This window comes from Paraburkholderia sartisoli (assembly GCF_900107685.1).
Classification (GTDB): domain Bacteria; phylum Pseudomonadota; class Gammaproteobacteria; order Burkholderiales; family Burkholderiaceae; genus Paraburkholderia; species Paraburkholderia sartisoli.
This window is the reverse complement of record NZ_FNRQ01000003.1, coordinates 1-16,355: the sequence shown is the minus strand read 5'-3', so window position 1 is coordinate 16,355 and position 16,355 is coordinate 1. Positions and strand designations below refer to the sequence as shown.

Below are 16,355 nucleotides of genomic sequence, written 5' to 3'. Positions count from 1 at the left end.
TCGGTCGACTTTTCCGGAGCCGGCATCGCCCGCCGTAACGAGTGTGTGCGCAACGGCACATTCGTACCCGGGAACCGCCCCTGGACCAGAGTACAGGTCGCAGGCGCCATCCGCTCAGGGTTTCAGCAGCTTCGCGTTGATGATCTGGGCGGTGGCGAGGAGGGCGTTGCCTGCGCGCTGTTCGAGTACCTCTTTCTCCTGCTCGTTGATATCGAGCACACACGAGAGGACCATGAGTCCGGACCCCGGTCGACGGCGAAGTGGCAGGGCCATGGCGGTGGTGTTGATACGCCGGGTGTTGGAGAGCTTGATATACCCCAACTGCGTAAACTGCTTCTTGAGCGCGTCGTAGCCGGGCTTGCTTCGTGCCCAGCTGCCGGGCTCCGCATGCTCCAGTTCACGGACAGCGCGCTGACGTTCGTCAGGACTCGCTCCAATCATCCATCCCATGCCCGTGGCCGAGGACAGCAGCGGGAGCGTGCGTCCGACGGACGGATTGCCACCCAGAACATCTCTCACGATCGCGCTCTCTATCGCCACCACGCTCAGGTGCGCGCGAACATTGATCGCCACCGCGCCGTCGATCAGATCGGCGAGGTCTTTCATCGGTCCCGCCGCGAGACGACGCAGTTGCAGACTGGCGAGCAGCGGATAGCCGAGAGAAAGTACGCCCATGCCCAGTCCGAACCCGGCATTACCCTGGCTGCGTTCGAGATAACCCAGCTTGACCAGGGTGTGCGTAAGCCGTGACACCGTTGCTTTGGGCAAGCCCGTGCGCAGGGTGATTTCGGCGTTTCCGAGCTCGGGTGAATCGACAGAAAAGCACTGCAGCACCCGAAGACCGCGCTCGAGCGTGCTGGCAAACTGCCGGTCGCCTTGCTCTCGCGTAACGGGCTTCACTACGCGGCGTGCAGGGTCTTTAGTCGCCATCGTCCAGTTCGTTCAGGAACGCCGCAAGGTGGTCGTTGATCTTGTGTGGAAACTCATGAACGACCCAGTGGCTGCCTTCCGGAATGCGCTCGACGCGCAGTTGCGCAAAGTAGTGTTCCACGCCGTCCAGACATCCTCGCAGCAGGAAGCGGTCTTGCTCGCCCCAAAGGATCAGGGTGGGCACCCGCACCTGCATGTCCGCGTCGTTGAAGAAAACGGCTGAAGCGCCAGGATCTTCAGGTGTCGCCGGATGCAGCGCCGATGCACGATAGTAGTTGATTCCCGCCTCGATCGACCCGGCTTTCAACCATGCGTCGCGATACGATTGCCGGGTCACGGCGTCAAGCCATGACGGCAAAGTCCCGTCTTCGGAGAACATATCGAGGAGACATGCGCAATCGTCGGCGCGAATCTTCCCGACGGCCCCTTCCGACGTGAAAAAATTCATGTAGGCGCTGGCGGCCTGCTGGACGGGATTTTCCACCAGTTCGCGTCGATACACACCGGGATGGACTGCGTTGATCATCACCAGTGCCCGCAGGCGTTCCGGCTGCGCGAGGGCCAACGCGCAGGCGATCGCACCGCCCCAGTCATGACCAATCGCCACGCATTGCTGGTAGCCCAGATGCTCGATCAGCGCGGCCAGGTCGCGCACCATATTCCCGGCCCGATAGCCAGACACCGCTTCGGGCCCTGATGATTCGTTGATGCCGCGCGTATCGGGCGCAACAGCGAAGTAGTGCTCGCCAAAGCGCTTCAACTGGGCACACCACGCGGACCAGCATTCCGGGAAGCCGTGGACGAATAGCAGCAACGGACGGCCCGGTTGTCCGCAGGACGCGTAATGCATGTCGAATCCGTTGATTGCCGCTTTGTGATGTTGGATATCGACATTCATTTCAATTCCACGAAAACCCGGCAACGGGATCCTGCCCGGCGGTGCTGCCTGTTGGCAAACCGAGCAGTTCCTCGGCGCTGCTCAACAGCAATTGCCGGGAAACGATCGAGGGTACCTGGGTCGCCCTTTCACGGCAGAGTTGCGCCTTCAGTTCGCGTGCCGCCTTGACTTCTGGCACGTCCGTGTCGGCTAGTGCCAGCAGATCCAGCACGTGCAGCGCCAGCTGGGTTTCGCCTTCATCCTGCAACGCCCTGGCTTCGGCCAGCACACGCAGCGGATCGGGCAGCGCGGAAAGAACGGCCGCCGCCGCATCGCGTGGACGCGCGGGATGCAGATGCGTCGGGTTGCGGTCCCACCAGCCGTTTTCCATTCGCCAGATTTCTCGCACGATGTAGTCCGGCGCACCGTAAATCGGCCGCATGAACTTATGGCCGAACAGGGCCTCTGGCAATTCGATATCGTGCAGGATGTCGCGTTCGTTCATTCCTAGGTTCATCCGTTTGACCACTTCCGCGCGCAGATAGCGCAGCGCACGGGCAGGGATCAGGAACGCGTCTTCGATCTCCTGAGGGTCGCTGATCGGATCGCCGAACTCCGGGAGCACGATGGCGGGATCGAGTGCATACAGCTTGTCGAGCGTGTCGGCCCAGCGCAGCGGATCGCGGAGGGTTCTCAGTGGCGTCCCGACGTTCGGGATACTGCGGATCATCGCGGCGCTGCCGTAGAGTAGTCGTTCCGCCGGGAGCCACACGGCCAGCGTGTCCGACGTCTCCGAAGGCGCGGCGATCAGCTCGATCATCCGGTCACCGCAGTCAAGCGTCAGGTGATCCTCGAACGTGATATCGGGTGTGGAGAAGTGCGCGGGCTGCGCGGGTTTCATCGCCTTGCGAAACTGGCGGCTGTTTAGCCACGCCTGCAGTGGGGCCGTTTCGACATAACGGCGATACCGCTCTGGCACGCCCGCTTGAGCGATCAGGATCGGGCGCGGTTCGCTGCGTTCCGCGGCGTGCACCATCCAGACCCGCACGCCGGCGTTATAGCCTGCGTGTCCGTGGCTGTAGACGATGGCATGCACAGGTTGCGACGAAACCAGTCGCAACCGGGCGATCATCGAACGGGTTACGTCGCCACCCGGGCCTGCGTCGACGAGCACGATGCCGCGCGCGGTTTCGATGATCATCGAGTTGCCCTGGCCGCCGATCGTGTGGACGCCCGGAACGATTTGGGTGAGTTCCGGCCGGGGCATCAGTACGCCAAGGCCCGTATTCTGTTTCGTTGCGCCGGCGGCCGTCAGCGGGGTCGCCTGTGCGGTGGTCTGGGTTGCGATGTGTTGCATGTAGTGTCTCCGGTCCGGTACCTAGTTCCAGTCGTATCCCGCTTCTCCGCGCGCGCGATCCGTCGCGCCAATCGTCAGTCCTCGCAGATCTTCGGCCGAGCTGAGATACAGATGTCGCGATACCACGGAGGTCACGGTTTTCTCGCGCGCGACGCACAGCGCGGCCTTCAGTTCGCGTGCCTGCTGTGCAATCGCGTCGTCCGACGGATCGTCGGCCAGCAGATCGATGACATGCAGCGCGAGTTGAAGCTTTCCTTCCTCCTGTAACACCCGCGCCCGGTCCAGCACGTGCTGGGGGTCGCCGATGGCGCGCCGTATCGCGGCCGCCACGCGGTCGGGCCGGGCAGGGTGCATGTCGGTTGGGTTGCGATTCCACCAGCCGTTCTCCGCGCGCCATATGTCGCGCATGATGAACTCGGCGCACCCGTAGCCCGGCTTCATGAAGCGGTTGCCGAACAACGCATCGGGAAGTGGGACATCATGAACGATGTCGTCGATCACCATCCCGTTGTTCATCCTTGACACCACTTCGCTGTGCAGATAACGCATCGCCTGTGCGGGCACGCCCAGCGCTTCTTCGATCTCTGCCTTATCCGTCAGCGGCTTGCCGAACTCAGGAATCAGCACGTCCGGCGACAGCGCGGAAAAGCGTTCGAGCGTATCGATCCAGCGTACTGGATCTCGCAGAATCCGGTACGGCGAGCCGGCGTTAGGACACGCTTTGATAAACGCATTGGACCCGTACAGTACGCGCGATTCGGGAATCCATACCGCGGTGCCGTCGTCGGTTTCGGACGGAGCGTGCAACAGCACGGCCTTGCGCGCGCTGCCTTCCAGCGCGAGGCGATGTTTGTACGTCAGGCCTGGCATCTGGAACCAGTGCACCGGTGGCTCGGCGGGGTACGGGCTGCGAAATTGCCGCGTGTTGGTATAGGACTGCAGGCCAGCGGTTTCCCTGTAGCGACGATAGCGCGCGGGCAGGTTGGCGTGGCCGACAATTTGCGGTGCAGGTTCGCCGCGTCGGGCTGCCGCGTCGAGCCATTTGTTGACGCCGTTGTTATAGCCCATGTGTCCATGGCTATAGACGATGTAGGCGACCGGCTTGTCGATGCTGTCTCGCAACCGGGTGATCATCGTGTCCGTGATGTCGCCACCGGGGCCGGCGTCGACCAGCAGCAGTGTTTCTCCCAGATCGACGACAAGGGAATTGCCCTGTCCACCCAGCGTGTACACGCCGTCGGCGTGCCGGACGAGGGCTTGCTTCACCATCAGGATATGGGTTGCGCTCACAAATATGTCTCCTCGATAGATTACTGCGTCAGACGGGCACGACACTTCGCGGCCGGAACATGCGATCGAGACTTCCATGATTGAACACCGGGAAGCTCTCCTTGAAGCTGAAGACAGGATTCGAACGGATTCAATCGTAACGTCGTCGCAGGTGGTTGCTTCCAAAAGTTCCGCATAGTGGAACAACGCGTTTGCATGTCGGGACAGCGGCCGGCGAGGCAGGACACTGCTTGAGCGAACGCAGGTCTTCAGGTAGCGATCGATCCAGAGATACGTTGAAACCACGCGGAGCATGCGTGTTCCGGACGGCTCAGACCCGCTGAGGGCCTCCGGTAAAGCAAAAATTCATTCCGTTTCGCTAGTCGTGCCAGAGGTGCCGAATAGCTCGATGATTTTTTGCTTCAACCAGTGATGGGCTGGGTCCTGTGCGCTTCGTTTGTGCCAGAGCAGCTTGACTTGCCGCTGTGGAGCCGGAAGCGGAACGGGCAGCACGCAAAGCGCGTCGCGATATGAGACCCCCTGCGCGATGTCGACTGGAAGGACACCGATGAGGTCGGTGGTGGACAAAATGCGCGGCGCGAGCAGGTAGTGGTTGATGCTCAGCTTCAGATTCCGGGCCAGTCCCTGCGTCGACAAAAAATCGTCGTAGGACGGCTGGGTTTTTCCCGCAAGGCTCACGTCGAGATGTGCGGCGCCCAGAAACCGCTCCAGCGTCATGGTGCCCTGCGTGAGCGGGTGGCCTCGCCGCATGAGGCATCCGTATTCAACGGCCCACAGGACACGCGTCTCGAGCGGGGTGGGTTTTTGTGACTCGTCAACGTAGACGCTGATCGCAAAATCGATCTCGCCCCGCTCGAGGGCCGGCGGCAGGTTAACAATCGTGTTCGGCATGCAATTCAGGGTGATGCCGGGCGCCTGCTGCTCGAGCAGACGCAGAAGCACCGGCAGTACCTTGTCGGCGACGTAATCCGAGCACATCAACGTGAACGTGGCCGCGGAATCGAGCGGCTCGAAACCGGGTGGTTCCAGCACGCTCCTGATTGCATTGAGGGGGCCGCGCAGCGATTCCCAGAGTTCCAGCGCTTTCGGCGTTGGACGAATGCCTGATGATGTCTTTTCGAAAACCGGATCTTCGAGTGCGTCACGCAGCCGGGACAATGCGTTGCTTACCGCGGGCTGGGTGATATTGAGCTTCGCCGCGGCACGCGTGACGTTGCCTTCCGACATCAGCACATCGAACACCTTCAGCAGGTTCAGATCCATTCGACGATAGTTCATAACGTTTATATCGCTCATCACGCGAATCAATTGGAGGGCTGTTTTTGACCTGGCCAGAATCGGTTCTGGTGGCAATGGGCGGGCGTCGAATTCTTCGATGCGTCCAGGGCCGGCTTGCTAATCGTAGTGGCTGAAGGCGCGGCAATGAAACGAATCCTGCTTGAAAACTGTGCGTTACTCGATCCCGGCTGCGGCGAGCTGAAAGAAGGATACAACGTGTTCGTCGAAGGCGGCATCGTCCGGGAGGTTTCCGACCGGCCGATCAAGACCAGCGCTGACGTTGTCATCGACGTCGCTGGCAAGACCTTGATGCCCGGCCTGATCGACCTCCACGTTCACGTCACCGCCAGCCAGTTCAACGTGCCGGCACAGGTGAACATGCCCAACGTATTCGTCACGTTGCGCACCGTCCCCATCCTGCAAGGCATGCTGCAGCGTGGCTTCACTTCCGTGCGCGATGCGGCGGGAGCCGAATTCGCGCTTGCCGATGCAGTCGAGAAAGGTCTTGTCGAAGGACCTCGTCTTTTCGTATCGGGTCATGCCCTTAGCCAGACCGGCGGGCACGGCGACATGCGCATGCGTTCCGACTTTCTTGCGTCTTCCGAACTCTGCGCGTGTGGCTTTCGCGTCGGCAGCTTTACGCGGGTAGTCGATGGTGTTGATGCCGTGCGCAAGGCCGTGCGGGAAGAGCTTCAGATGGGCGCGCACCAGATCAAGATCATGGCCTCCGGTGGCGTGGCCTCGCCGACCGATCCCGTCGATGCGTTGGGGTATTCACTTGACGAAATCCGCGCCGCGGTCGACGAGGCTACAGCGCGCAATACGTATGTGATGGCGCACGCGTACACGCCCAAAGCGATCAGGCGCGCGGTGGAATGCGGTGTTCGCACGATCGAACATGGCAACCTGGTTGACCGGGAAGCGGCGGCGGTCATGCGCGAGCACGGCGCGTATGCCGTGCCGACGCTGGTGACATATGAAGCGCTTGTCGGCGAAGGAGCCAGTCTCGGCCTGCTGCCGCAAAGCGTCGAGAAGGCGAAGTACGTCCGGAATGCGGGCATCGAATCGCTTCAGATCTGGAAAAATGCCGGCGTCAAAATCGGCTTTGGAACGGACCTTCTCGGCGAATCGCATCGATTGCAATCGGACGAATTCCGGATTCGCGCGGAGGTCCTGTCAGCCAGTGAAATCATTGCCAGCGCTACGACGACCGCAGCGGAAATCCTGAACATGGAGGGCAGGCTCGGTGTCATCGCGGAAGGCGCGATCGCGGACATGCTGGTCGTCGATGGCAATCCGCTGCGCGATCTGAATTGCCTCCTCGGGCAGGGAGAACGGCTCGATCTCATCATGAAAGACGGCAGGCTCTACAAGAACCGCCTCGATAGATGATCCTGCAGAGACAGGGGCGGAACAATCAAAATCACAAGGCACGGAGGACGACATGCAGGCAACCACACCCACGGCAGAAGGCCACGATCGGATCGTGACGAAACCCCATGCGCTGGCGCCCACCTGGGGCGTCGTAACCGCAGTTGTTCTGGGTAACGGTCTCGAGTTTTTTGACTTCACCGTCTACAGCTTCTTTGCCAGCATCATCGGCAAGCTGTATTTCCCCTCTCATGTTCCATTGATCTCGCTGCTGGCCGCGGTGGGAACCTTTGGCATCGGGTTTCTGCTTCGTCCACTGGGGGCCATGGTCCTCGGAGGCTATGCGGACCGGCATGGGCGAAAAAAGGCCATGAACCTCACCATCCTTCTGATGGCCGCAGGCACGGGGTTGATCGGGTTCGCGCCGACATATGCGAGCATCGGCCTCGCCGCTCCAGCCATCATTCTCTTCGCGAGAATGCTGCAAGGCTTCTCGGCAGGCGGCGAGGTCGGTACCGCAGGTGCGTACCTCGTTGAACATGCGCCGCCCGGCCGGCGCGGACTTCAATCGAGCTGGCTGCTGGCCGGCGCCGGCGGTGCGATTCTGCTTGGAGCAGGCCTCGGCGCGGCGCTCTCGACGGTGTTGAGCCAACAGGCGCTCGAAAGCTGGGGATGGCGGGTTCCATTCATCCTTGGTCTTCTGATCGGACCCGTGGGTGCATATATACGCCGTTATCTGGACGAGACGCTTCCTGAAGAGGTCCACGGTCGCGAGGCGAGGAACGCACCATTGCGCGAGTTGTTCAGGAATCACCTGCGGACCGTTCTTGCGGTATCGAGCGTGGCTGCCGTGGGTACGTCAGCCACTTACGTCCTGATGTACTACATGCCCACCTATGCAACACGCTCGCTGGGTCTTCCCATGTCGACGGCGCTTCTCTCAAGCTGCCTCGCAGGTCTGATGATGCTGGTTCTCTGTCCGCTGGCAGGCATGATCTGCGACCGGATCGGCCGCAAGAGAGCGATCGCTATCGGCGTGATCGCGATGGCGGTGCTTATCTATCCGTCGTTCATGCTGCTCAAGGCATTTCCGCGCATCGAAGTCCTGCTGGGCGTGATGTCCGTGCTGGTTTGCATTTATGTCATCTTTGCCGTGCCGCAGATCACGTTGATGGCCGAGCAGTTTCCGCAATCCGTGCGAGCGAGTGGCATGTCGATTGTGTACGCGATCGCCGTGGCGATCTTCGGCGGCTTCTCACAGCTCTTTGTCACGCTGCTGATTGCGTGGACAGAAAGTGCTCTCGCGCCGGCTGGGTATCTGCTTGCTCTCTCCCTGATCAGCGTGCTCGCGCTCTTTTTCGTTAAGGAAGAGCCGGGTCAACTGGATGCAGAGTGAAATCCGGAGTCAGCGTAAAAAACGAGACTGGATAAGCACGTGATGCAGTAAAACTACGGAATGATTTCGTGATCTGCCAACGCCTGCAACGCAGGCAGATCCACGATCTCGATTTTCCCGTAATCGACAGTGACGAGCCCCCGGGCTGACAGCTTGCCGAGTTCCTTGTTGATGGTTTGACGTGATCTCCCGAGCATTGATCCCAATTCACTCTGGCTCAGGCGAACATGCCGTCTGGAGCCACGACCCGCGGAACCGTCAGACGATGCGGTCAGTTGCACAAGCATCGCGGCGAGGCGCCCCGAAAAATCGCTGAGTGCGCCTTGCTGCATGGACGCGGCGTTGTCGCGTTGTCTCGTTAGCGCAAAGAGCGCCACCGAACGCCAAAGGATGGGTTCGGCGTCCATGAGCGTGGTCAGGGCGTCGCACGGCACATGCACGAGAAGTGCATCTTCAAGCACGACATAGTCATAAGGCGCGCGCAGCTCGGGCAGGAGACGGATGACCCCGGAGCAGTCACCGGCACGCAGCAGGACTATCACGAACTTGGAACCCCCGGCATTCGTCCGGCTCACTTCAACACACCCGGAAACCACGACAAGCACTTCTCGCCGCTGCCTGTCCGCTGCCAGCACCTGCATGCGTTTTTCGTGGCGTTCCAGCCGGGCAGTCCGGGCGAGACGCTCCACGCTGGCGAGGGGCCAATCGGCGAAGAGCGTCGTACTTCTGAGCGCGCGGCAGATCAGCGCGGAAGAATCGACGGTGTTCGCGCGATGGCGCATGGATGTCTCCAGATTCCAGATGAGCAACGGTCGAATGCGGGAATACCCGACGCTCTCCGTCGACAAGATTGTCAACTCGTTGACTGACTCGGCGGAGTGCGCATTTTATCGTACCCCAGACAGAACACGGCGCCCGCGCGCCACCTTCCATCCTCTGGAAAACAGACCATGTTTGAGTCACCTGAACTATCGGCATTCAAGCGCCGGACGCGTGAATTCGTGCAGGCCCATTTGCCCGTGGACATTCGCGATACCGTTCGAAGTGGCCGGCAGCTCTCACCGGAGCGCGTGATTGCCTGGCATGAAATCCTCGCGGCCAACGGCTACCTGGTTCCGCACTGGCCGCGCGAATGGGGAGGGCAGGGGTGGACGGTGGAACAGCAAATGGCGTTCGAGGAGGTGCTCTGTATCAACGATGCGCCTGAACTTTTCCCTGTCAGCTTTTCGATGATTGGGCCCGTGCTGATGCGCTACGGAAGCGATGCCCAGCGCAAGCGCTTTCTGCCTGCGATCGCGTCGGGCCGGCAATGGTGGTGCCAGGGGTACTCGGAACCCAATGCGGGATCGGATCTGGCGTCGGTAAAAACACGCGCGCATCGCAGCGGCGACAGGTTCATCGTCAACGGATCCAAGATCTGGACTTCCTATGCGCAGTATTCGGACTGGATATTCTGCATCGTTCGCACGGATCCGGCCGCGAAGCCGCAGGAAGGCATTTCGTTTCTCCTGATCGACATGAAGACACCCGGGCTCACGGTGAGGCCCATCGTGGGCATCCACGGCTGGACCGTCTTCAACGAGGTGTTCTTCGATAACGTGGAAGTCCCGTCGGAAAATCTCGTGGGCAACGAGAACGAAGGATGGACGATCGCCAAATCGCTACTCGAATTCGAACGCCTCAAACTTGCGCGGATCGGTGAGAACAAGCGGCGCAGGGCGCGTGCGCACGAAGTCGGTCTGACGCACACCGAAGTCGGTGAACGCGTTGCGGACCGGCCCTGGTTTCGCCAGCGGTTCGCCGAACTGGACATGCGGTTGATGGCACTTGAAGCCAATGCAGCCCGTTTCATCGAGCGCGCCAATGCAGGCCAGCCCGTGGGCGCGGAGGTTTCCATGCTCAAGCTGCGGGGAAGCCGTCTGATCCAGCTCTGGGAGGAACTGATCGTCGACGCGCTTGGACAGGAAGGCCTTGTGCTCGACCCGGAGGTTCTTCAGGAGGGGCCGCCATTGCCAGAACAGGATTTCATTGCGGGCACCGCGTCGTCGCGGCGGTTTCTCGCGTGCGGCTACACGATCGCTGGCGGCAGCAGCGAAATCCAGCACAACATTCTTTCCAGAGCGGTGCTCGAATCATGAGCGAACAGACTCTCAACAACGAGCAGACCATGCTGGCTGACAGCGCCCGCAAATACATCGCGCGCGGTTATGGTGCGGCCGTGCGTGAGGCATCCGTGGCGCACCCCAATGGATGCCAGCCCGAGCGCTGGCAGGAATTCGCGGAATTCGGATGGCTTGCGATGCCGCTTCCTCAAGCTGACGATGGCCTCGGCAGTTCACTGGTCGACATCTGTGTCCTTGCCGAAGAGTTTGGGCGTGGACTGGTCAACGAGCCCTTCGTCGCATCCGCGGTACTGGGTGGCATGCTGCTCGCCGATGTTGCCGGCGCCGGGTTGCGCGCGCGGTGGCTGCCCGGTATCGCCGGTGGCAGCCTGCGGGTTGCCTTCGCTGCATGGGAACCCGGCGGTGCGTTCGACCTACGCGCCATGGCGACAACCGCGCAGCCCACGGAGCGGGGCTTCCACCTGTGTGGCCGGAAATCGCTGGTTCCCGGTGGCGCAGGCGCCGATGCATACCTTGTTGCGGCCAGGGTTCCGGGCAACAGGATCGGCTTGTTCCTGGTGGAGGCGGGCACGCCGGGCCTGACGGTGACGCCCCATGCGCTCTACGATGGCCAGCGGGTCGCGCACCTGACGCTCGACACGGTGCCGTCCTCCTTCGCATTAACCATCGGACCGGACGACGAGGTGCTTGCGTTGCTGGAGCGGGCGATGGATCGCGCCATCGTTGCACATTGCGCCGAGACCGTGGGGGTCATGGCCAGTGCGTTCGAGATCACCCGCGAATACCTCGCGACGCGAAAACAGTTCGGCCGCGCCATCGGAACAAATCAGGTCATCCAGCATCGCCTGGTCGACCTGCTGGTTGAAATCGAGGAAGCGCGCGCCTTGACGCGGGTCGCCGCCGGTGTGGCTGACCGGGAGACCGGGAGCGAGTCCGCGGTGCGCCGTCGTTACAGCGCGGCTGCCAAAGCCTTTGTCGCGAAGACCGCGACGCACATGTGGGAAGAGGCGGTGCAGTTGCACGGCGCGATCGGCATGACACAGGAGTATCGCCTCGGGCAATTCGTCAAAAGACTGGCGGCATCGTCGACGCTCTATGGGGGCGCTGAGCAACAGCTGGAACGCCTGGTCAGTGTTTCGCTTGGATCCTGGCGATCACATTTGACTGAGCCGTCATCCCAGGACATTGCATATGCCCGATAAACCAGAATCGAAGCAACCCGGCTAATCGACCAGAGGAGCACAGCATGAGCAATGAATTCAATCGCGTGCCACGGCGTTTCATCGTCGGGTGTCCCAGCTATGCGGATTTTTCAGACTGGATCTCGCAGGCTGTCCAATGGATGGTGACCGATCTCGAACAGAACGGTACGCTGGCGGAGGTCGCAGCATGACGGAGAACAACACGCTGCTTGTGGACGTAGTGGATGGTGTGGCCACGCTTACGCTGAACCGGATTGAACAGAAAAATGCGCTGAATCTGCCGATGCGTTCCGCACTAAACGACGCGATCCATCGTATCCGCCACGACCGCGCGATTCGCGCGGTGGTTCTGCGCGGTGCGGGGAACGAATTCTGTTCGGGCGGCGACGTGCGCGGCATGACGACGCGAAGCGCGGAGGAGGGGCGTAACGCGATCGACGATCTGCACGGGTGGGTCGCTGCCCTGATGGATCTGGACCGACCCGTGATCGCGGCAGTAGACGGCGTCGCGTACGGTGCGGGGTTCAGTCTCGCATTGGCCGCCGACTTCCTGATCGCCACACCGCGTGCGCGCTTTTGCATGCCGTTCATCAAGATCGGGCTCGTGCCGGACTGCGGCGCGTTGTATACGTTGCCGCGTGCGCTGGGCCTCGCGCGCGCGAAAGATCTCGTCTTCACCGCGCGCGAAATCGGTGCAGAAGAAGCGCAACGCATCGGCGCCGTGTTCGAAATCGCGCCCGCTGAAAGCGTGCATGCGCGTGCCGTGCAGATCGCACAAAGCCTCTGCCAGACTTCGTCGGTGGCGTTTGGGCTGTCGAAGCGGGCGTTGAATCTCTCGCTTGGCAGCGATCTGCGGACGATGCTCGAACTCGAATCCGCCGCGCAGGGTATTGCGATATCGACGGCGTTTCATGCGGAAGCCGTGCAGCGTTTCAAGGACAAGCAGCCGCCACGCTTTCAGTGGCCCGCCGCACAGGCTGCACAGGACGATCGAATCTCAAAGGCATCGTGACTGACCGTGGTCGCCCGTCAAACCGGGCGAGGCGATCGTGTACGGTCCGGGTTGCCGCGCGCGGGCACGCAAATGAATAGTCGAGGTCACTTGCCCCTGTACCGCCCGTATTGCCCGCCGTGTTGACATCAACTTTGAGGAGACAGGACATGGGTTGTCCAGTTCACGTTGTCGGGATCGGAATGATTCCTTTCACGAAACCTGGCGCAAGCCAACCGTACACGACGATGGGCGCCCATGCAGTCCGGGCTGCAATCGATGATGCCGGTATCGGATACAACGCGATTCAGCAGGCTTATGCGGGCTACGTTTACGGGGACTCCACTGCCGGGCAGCGTGTGCTGTACGACGTGGGGATGACGGGCATTCCTGTTTTCAATGTCAACAACAACTGTGCCACGGGAGCAACCGCGCTCTTCCTCGCTCGCCAGGCGGTCGCCGCCGGAATCGTGGATTGCGCACTCGCGGTGGGGTTCGAACAGATGCGCGCGGGTGCCATTGGTTCGATCTTCACCGATCGACCGACGCCTTTCGACCGGTTCGATGAAACGGCGGCACGCCTCGTCGATGAGCCGGACATTCCGCTCGCGCTTCGCTATTTCGGAGGCGCCGGTCTCGCCCATATGCGGCAATACGGCACGCGCCTCGAGACCTTCGCGAAAATCCGCGCAAAGGCAAGCCGGCATGCCGCGAACAATCCGATGGCGGTCCTTCGTAAGGTGATCACCGAGGAGGAGGTCATGAACTCGCCGGTGATGTGGCCAGGCGTGATGACGCGTCTGATGGCTTGCCCGCCTACCTGCGGGGCGGCCGCCGCGGTGCTGTGTACGCAGGAATTCGCAGCCCGTCACGGACTGCGCCGCGACGTCGTTATCGCGGCGCAAGCGATGACCACCGACAAACCCGATGCGTTTGCGTCAAACGACATGCGTCAACTGGTCGGGGTCGGGATGACCCGTGAAGCAGTGCGCCAGGTCTATGAGCAGGCTGGCGTCGGTCCCGGGGATATTGATGTTGTCGAACTCCATGACTGCTTCGCGCACAACGAGCTCATTACTTACGAGGGTCTCGGCTTGTGCGTGGAAGGCGAGGCAGAAAAAATGGTCTGCGACGGCGACAATACTTATGGCGGGAAATACGTCATCAACCCGTCTGGCGGGCTGCTATCCAAGGGTCATCCGTTAGGCGCGACGGGTGTTGCCCAATGCGTGGAACTCGTCCAGCAGTTGCGTGGGACGGCAGAGGCGCGGCAGGTGGAGCGTGCCCGCTTCGGGTTGCAACACAACCTTGGTCTTGGCGGTGCGTGTGTGGTGACGCTTTATGAAAACGTGGGTTGACTGATGGTAGCCACCACGGGTTGAGCCTGCCGTCGGCGGCGTCATGGTGATCGTCCCGGATGTCGTCATGCGAGCCTCCCGTCAAAGGTCAGCCAGCATGACATGCGACGTTTCAGCTTTGCCCCAAACACGACATTCTCATATTGCTCCTACACCCAGTGTCGAGGCCATTCTGGAATGTCGTAGCGCTGGCCAGATAGAAATGTCGGGTTTTGACGTTGAGTTTGACTCCGTCTTTAACGGTTTGAATCTCACGCAGCGTTGAAGGACAGCCTTGAACGGGCAGGGCGTGTCAGTCCGTTCAGCCAGATCCTGCAGACCGACGACCAGGTTTGCGCAGTTGCTTCGGTTGATTGCGTTGCGCCAGCTGCACGATCACTTCATCAACATCGGCCTGCGTGAACTCGCGCTGCTTCTTCGTGCCCAGTTTGCGCTGGTCACGTTCGGCCGCCAACCCACGATTCGTGCGTGACGGCGAACCCGATGCGCGCCGGTCATCACGCTGCGCCTGCAGCGCCTGCGCGACTTGCAGCGCGTGACCGAGCCGCTTGTGCTCGATCACCGCGCCCTGATCGATCGCGGAGAGCCGGTCATAGGGGATGCAGGGAAGGGCAGCGCCATCCGCCCTGACCTCGATGCGCCCGTCCGGATACTCCCACACGTCGATATACCGGTGGATCAGCTTGCGGTTCGCCGGCGTGTCCGCCAGCAGGTACATCACGCGGTCGTACTGTACCGTCAGCGACTTCGTCACGCGCCGCAGTTCGCGCCACGTCAGCAGCACGTCCAGATCCTCATCGTCGCGCAGCGGCCGGTGGGCGTCGAACGCGCTTTTCGGCGGTTTCGCAAAGTGCGCGTTATACGACGCGATGAAGGCGGGCGCATACGCGTTCGCGGCGTCAATGATGCTGATGCCACGCAGCCGCAGCTCCTTCACGAGGCGGTCCTGCAGCGTCAGGTGGGCGCGCTCGACGCGACCCTTCGCGGAACTGCTGTTCGCACAGAACGTGTCGATGTTCAGCTCGTACATCGCGCGACCGAAGTGCGTGACACCGCGCTCACCGGTCTGTGTGTGCGTCGGCCGGAACACGCTCGCCTTGTCGCTGTAGAACGCGACCGGTTTGCCGTGGCGCTCCAGATACCCGCGCGTCGCCTCGAAGTAGCTGAAGGTCGATTCCGTCGCCGTGAAATGCAGCGCCATCAGCCAGCTCGTCGCATCGTCGACATACACCAGCAGCGTGCACTGCGGCGACCGTGCCTCGAACCACGGATGCTCGCTGCCGTCGATCTGCACCAGCTCGCCCAGACACGCGCGCCGCGCACGCGGCTGGTAGATCTTCGGCGGGCGCTGCCGGCGCGGAATCCACAAGCCCGCTTCAGTCATCAGATGCCGCACGGTTTCCTTCGACAGTGTGATCCCGTGGCATTCGTGCAGCTTCTCGCAGGCCAGCGTCGGCCCGAAATCGACGTAGCGCTCACGGATGATCGTCAGGGCCCGTACAGCCAGGCCTTCGTCGAGTTTCCGGTTACCCGGGCGGTCGCGTCGACCCGAGCACAAGCCGGCGGCACCCGAAGTCCGATAGCGGATCACCAGCCGTTCGACCTGGCGCACGCTCAGCCCGAGCCGTTCAGCAGCTCGCCCAGGCTTCAGCCCGAGCTCCACAATCGCCTGAATCACCTTTAAACGGTCGAGTTCGCGCATGTTCAGTGTCACCAGTTCGGCTGCACGCATGGCGGGCTCCCGCAATCAGACCGGAAACGCCGAGCATGGCAGCAGCCCCAAAACGCGACATCTGTATCTTGCTGAAACACGACATTCTCATATTGCTCCTACACCCATGTCAAAGCCATTCTGGAATGTCCGCTTTCCAGCTAAATAGAGATGTCCGGGTTTCAGGGGTTAAAGCTTTGTCTTTAACGGGGTACTGCTTACGCAGTGTCGAAGAGTTGATCCTGAATGGGCAGGGCGCTTACGCCTGTTCCACTGTCGTTTGCGGACCGACGACCCGGTTTGCGAGTTTGTGGCGCAGCCTGTCTTCGCTGAGACAGATCCACGATCACGTGCTCGATGTCGGCCTGCGTGAACTCGCGCTGCTTCTTCTTGCCCGGCATGGGTTTGCTCCGATCAGTCGTGGTCGAATCGCCTCGATGCGTGCGCGACGGTGCCTTGCCGATCCGGCTG

Annotated in this window: 14 protein-coding genes and 1 pseudogene; 7 read left to right on the top strand and 8 right to left on the bottom strand. The window is 61.5% G+C overall.

The window, feature by feature from the left end:
* Window positions 1-114: 114 nt before the first annotated feature.
* From BLV45_RS11395 to BLV45_RS11375, 5 genes are read right to left on the bottom strand one after another with little or no spacing between them, the layout of a single operon-like run.
* Window positions 115-930 (bottom strand): IclR family transcriptional regulator, encoded by an 816-nt coding sequence (locus BLV45_RS11395; protein WP_090532939.1) that lies wholly within the window; start codon window positions 928-930, stop codon window positions 115-117.
* Window positions 920-1,828 carry an alpha/beta fold hydrolase gene (locus tag BLV45_RS11390; RefSeq protein ID WP_090532937.1) on the bottom strand — a complete coding sequence of 303 codons (909 nt, stop codon included), beginning with the start codon at window positions 1,826-1,828 and terminating at the stop codon, window positions 920-922. The genes BLV45_RS11395 and BLV45_RS11390 overlap by 11 nt, the downstream gene beginning before the upstream one ends.
* A 1-nt stretch (window position 1,829) precedes the next feature.
* Window positions 1,830-3,164, bottom strand: coding sequence for an alkyl sulfatase dimerization domain-containing protein (locus BLV45_RS11385; protein WP_245753209.1), 1,335 nt, complete (start codon window positions 3,162-3,164; stop codon window positions 1,830-1,832).
* Window positions 3,165-3,185: 21 nt separating this feature from the next.
* Complete coding sequence (locus BLV45_RS11380; RefSeq protein WP_245753207.1) at window positions 3,186-4,748, bottom strand: alkyl sulfatase dimerization domain-containing protein; 1,563 nt, start codon at window positions 4,746-4,748, stop codon at window positions 3,186-3,188.
* Window positions 4,749-4,799: 51 nt separating this feature from the next.
* Window positions 4,800-5,717 carry a LysR family transcriptional regulator gene (locus BLV45_RS11375; RefSeq protein ID WP_176954134.1) on the bottom strand — a complete coding sequence of 306 codons (918 nt, stop codon included), beginning with the start codon at window positions 5,715-5,717 and terminating at the stop codon, window positions 4,800-4,802.
* Window positions 5,718-5,876: 159 nt separating this feature from the next.
* On the opposite strand from BLV45_RS11375, the gene BLV45_RS11370 reads away from it, so the two are divergent.
* Together BLV45_RS11370 and BLV45_RS11365 are read left to right on the top strand one after the other, a co-directional pair.
* The gene (locus tag BLV45_RS11370) at window positions 5,877-7,124 is read left to right on the top strand and encodes a metal-dependent hydrolase family protein (protein ID WP_090532930.1); all 1,248 of its coding nucleotides are present in this window, start codon (window positions 5,877-5,879) and stop codon (window positions 7,122-7,124) included.
* 52 nt (window positions 7,125-7,176) lie between these two features.
* Entirely contained in the window at window positions 7,177-8,499 is a 1,323-nt protein-coding gene (locus tag BLV45_RS11365; protein ID WP_090532927.1) for an MFS transporter, read from the top strand.
* Between the two features lie 53 nt (window positions 8,500-8,552).
* Here the strand turns inward: BLV45_RS11365 and BLV45_RS11360 are convergent, their stop codons facing one another.
* A complete protein-coding gene (locus tag BLV45_RS11360) occupies window positions 8,553-9,281 on the bottom strand; it encodes a Crp/Fnr family transcriptional regulator (protein ID WP_090532925.1) in 729 nt (242 codons plus the stop codon).
* Window positions 9,282-9,449: 168 nt separating this feature from the next.
* Here BLV45_RS11360 and BLV45_RS11355 point away from each other — a divergent pair, with 168 nt between their 5' ends.
* The 5 genes from BLV45_RS11355 (at window position 9,450) to BLV45_RS11340 (ending at window position 14,173) form a co-directional block, all read left to right on the top strand.
* Window positions 9,450-10,637, top strand: coding sequence for an acyl-CoA dehydrogenase family protein (locus BLV45_RS11355; RefSeq protein ID WP_090532923.1), 1,188 nt, complete (start codon window positions 9,450-9,452; stop codon window positions 10,635-10,637).
* Window positions 10,634-11,824: an acyl-CoA dehydrogenase family protein gene (locus BLV45_RS11350; protein ID WP_090532921.1), complete on the top strand. Its 1,191-nt coding sequence runs from the start codon at window positions 10,634-10,636 to the stop codon at window positions 11,822-11,824. The genes BLV45_RS11355 and BLV45_RS11350 overlap by 4 nt, the downstream gene beginning before the upstream one ends.
* A gap of 44 nt (window positions 11,825-11,868) precedes the next feature.
* Window positions 11,869-12,015 carry a hypothetical protein gene (locus BLV45_RS27500; RefSeq protein WP_176954133.1) on the top strand — a complete coding sequence of 49 codons (147 nt, stop codon included), beginning with the start codon at window positions 11,869-11,871 and terminating at the stop codon, window positions 12,013-12,015.
* A complete protein-coding gene (locus BLV45_RS11345; RefSeq protein WP_090532919.1) occupies window positions 12,012-12,836 on the top strand; it encodes an enoyl-CoA hydratase/isomerase family protein in 825 nt (274 codons plus the stop codon). Before BLV45_RS27500 ends, BLV45_RS11345 begins: the two co-directional genes overlap by 4 nt.
* A 149-nt stretch (window positions 12,837-12,985) precedes the next feature.
* Window positions 12,986-14,173 carry a lipid-transfer protein gene (locus tag BLV45_RS11340; protein WP_090532917.1) on the top strand — a complete coding sequence of 396 codons (1,188 nt, stop codon included), beginning with the start codon at window positions 12,986-12,988 and terminating at the stop codon, window positions 14,171-14,173.
* A 301-nt stretch (window positions 14,174-14,474) separates the two neighbouring features.
* Here BLV45_RS11340 and BLV45_RS11335 read toward each other — a convergent pair whose 3' ends face one another.
* Entirely contained in the window at window positions 14,475-15,905 is a 1,431-nt protein-coding gene (locus BLV45_RS11335) for an ISNCY family transposase (RefSeq protein ID WP_090532915.1), read from the bottom strand.
* 197 nt (window positions 15,906-16,102) lie between these two features.
* Window positions 16,103-16,355 (bottom strand): annotated as a pseudogene (locus BLV45_RS11330) (ISNCY family transposase); the annotation flags it as partial.

Coding starts and splice junctions, on each gene's coding strand:
- BLV45_RS11370 (WP_090532930.1), top strand. CDS start 5,877: ATGAAACGAATCCTGCTTGAAAACTGTGCGTTACTCGATCCCGGCTGC.
- BLV45_RS11340 (WP_090532917.1), top strand. CDS start 12,986: ATGGGTTGTCCAGTTCACGTTGTCGGGATCGGAATGATTCCTTTCACG.
- BLV45_RS11360 (WP_090532925.1), bottom strand. CDS start 9,281: ATGCGCCATCGCGCGAACACCGTCGATTCTTCCGCGCTGATCTGCCGC.
- BLV45_RS27500 (WP_176954133.1), top strand. CDS start 11,869: ATGAGCAATGAATTCAATCGCGTGCCACGGCGTTTCATCGTCGGGTGT.
- BLV45_RS11365 (WP_090532927.1), top strand. CDS start 7,177: ATGCAGGCAACCACACCCACGGCAGAAGGCCACGATCGGATCGTGACG.
- BLV45_RS11385 (WP_245753209.1), bottom strand. CDS start 3,164: ATGCAACACATCGCAACCCAGACCACCGCACAGGCGACCCCGCTGACG.
- BLV45_RS11380 (WP_245753207.1), bottom strand. CDS start 4,748: ATGCTCCGCGTGGTTTCAACGTATCTCTGGATCGATCGCTACCTGAAG.
- BLV45_RS11375 (WP_176954134.1), bottom strand. CDS start 5,717: ATGGATCTGAACCTGCTGAAGGTGTTCGATGTGCTGATGTCGGAAGGC.
- BLV45_RS11345 (WP_090532919.1), top strand. CDS start 12,012: ATGACGGAGAACAACACGCTGCTTGTGGACGTAGTGGATGGTGTGGCC.
- BLV45_RS11395 (WP_090532939.1), bottom strand. CDS start 930: ATGGCGACTAAAGACCCTGCACGCCGCGTAGTGAAGCCCGTTACGCGA.
- BLV45_RS11390 (WP_090532937.1), bottom strand. CDS start 1,828: ATGAATGTCGATATCCAACATCACAAAGCGGCAATCAACGGATTCGAC.
- BLV45_RS11355 (WP_090532923.1), top strand. CDS start 9,450: ATGTTTGAGTCACCTGAACTATCGGCATTCAAGCGCCGGACGCGTGAA.
- BLV45_RS11335 (WP_090532915.1), bottom strand. CDS start 15,905: ATGCGTGCAGCCGAACTGGTGACACTGAACATGCGCGAACTCGACCGT.
- BLV45_RS11350 (WP_090532921.1), top strand. CDS start 10,634: ATGAGCGAACAGACTCTCAACAACGAGCAGACCATGCTGGCTGACAGC.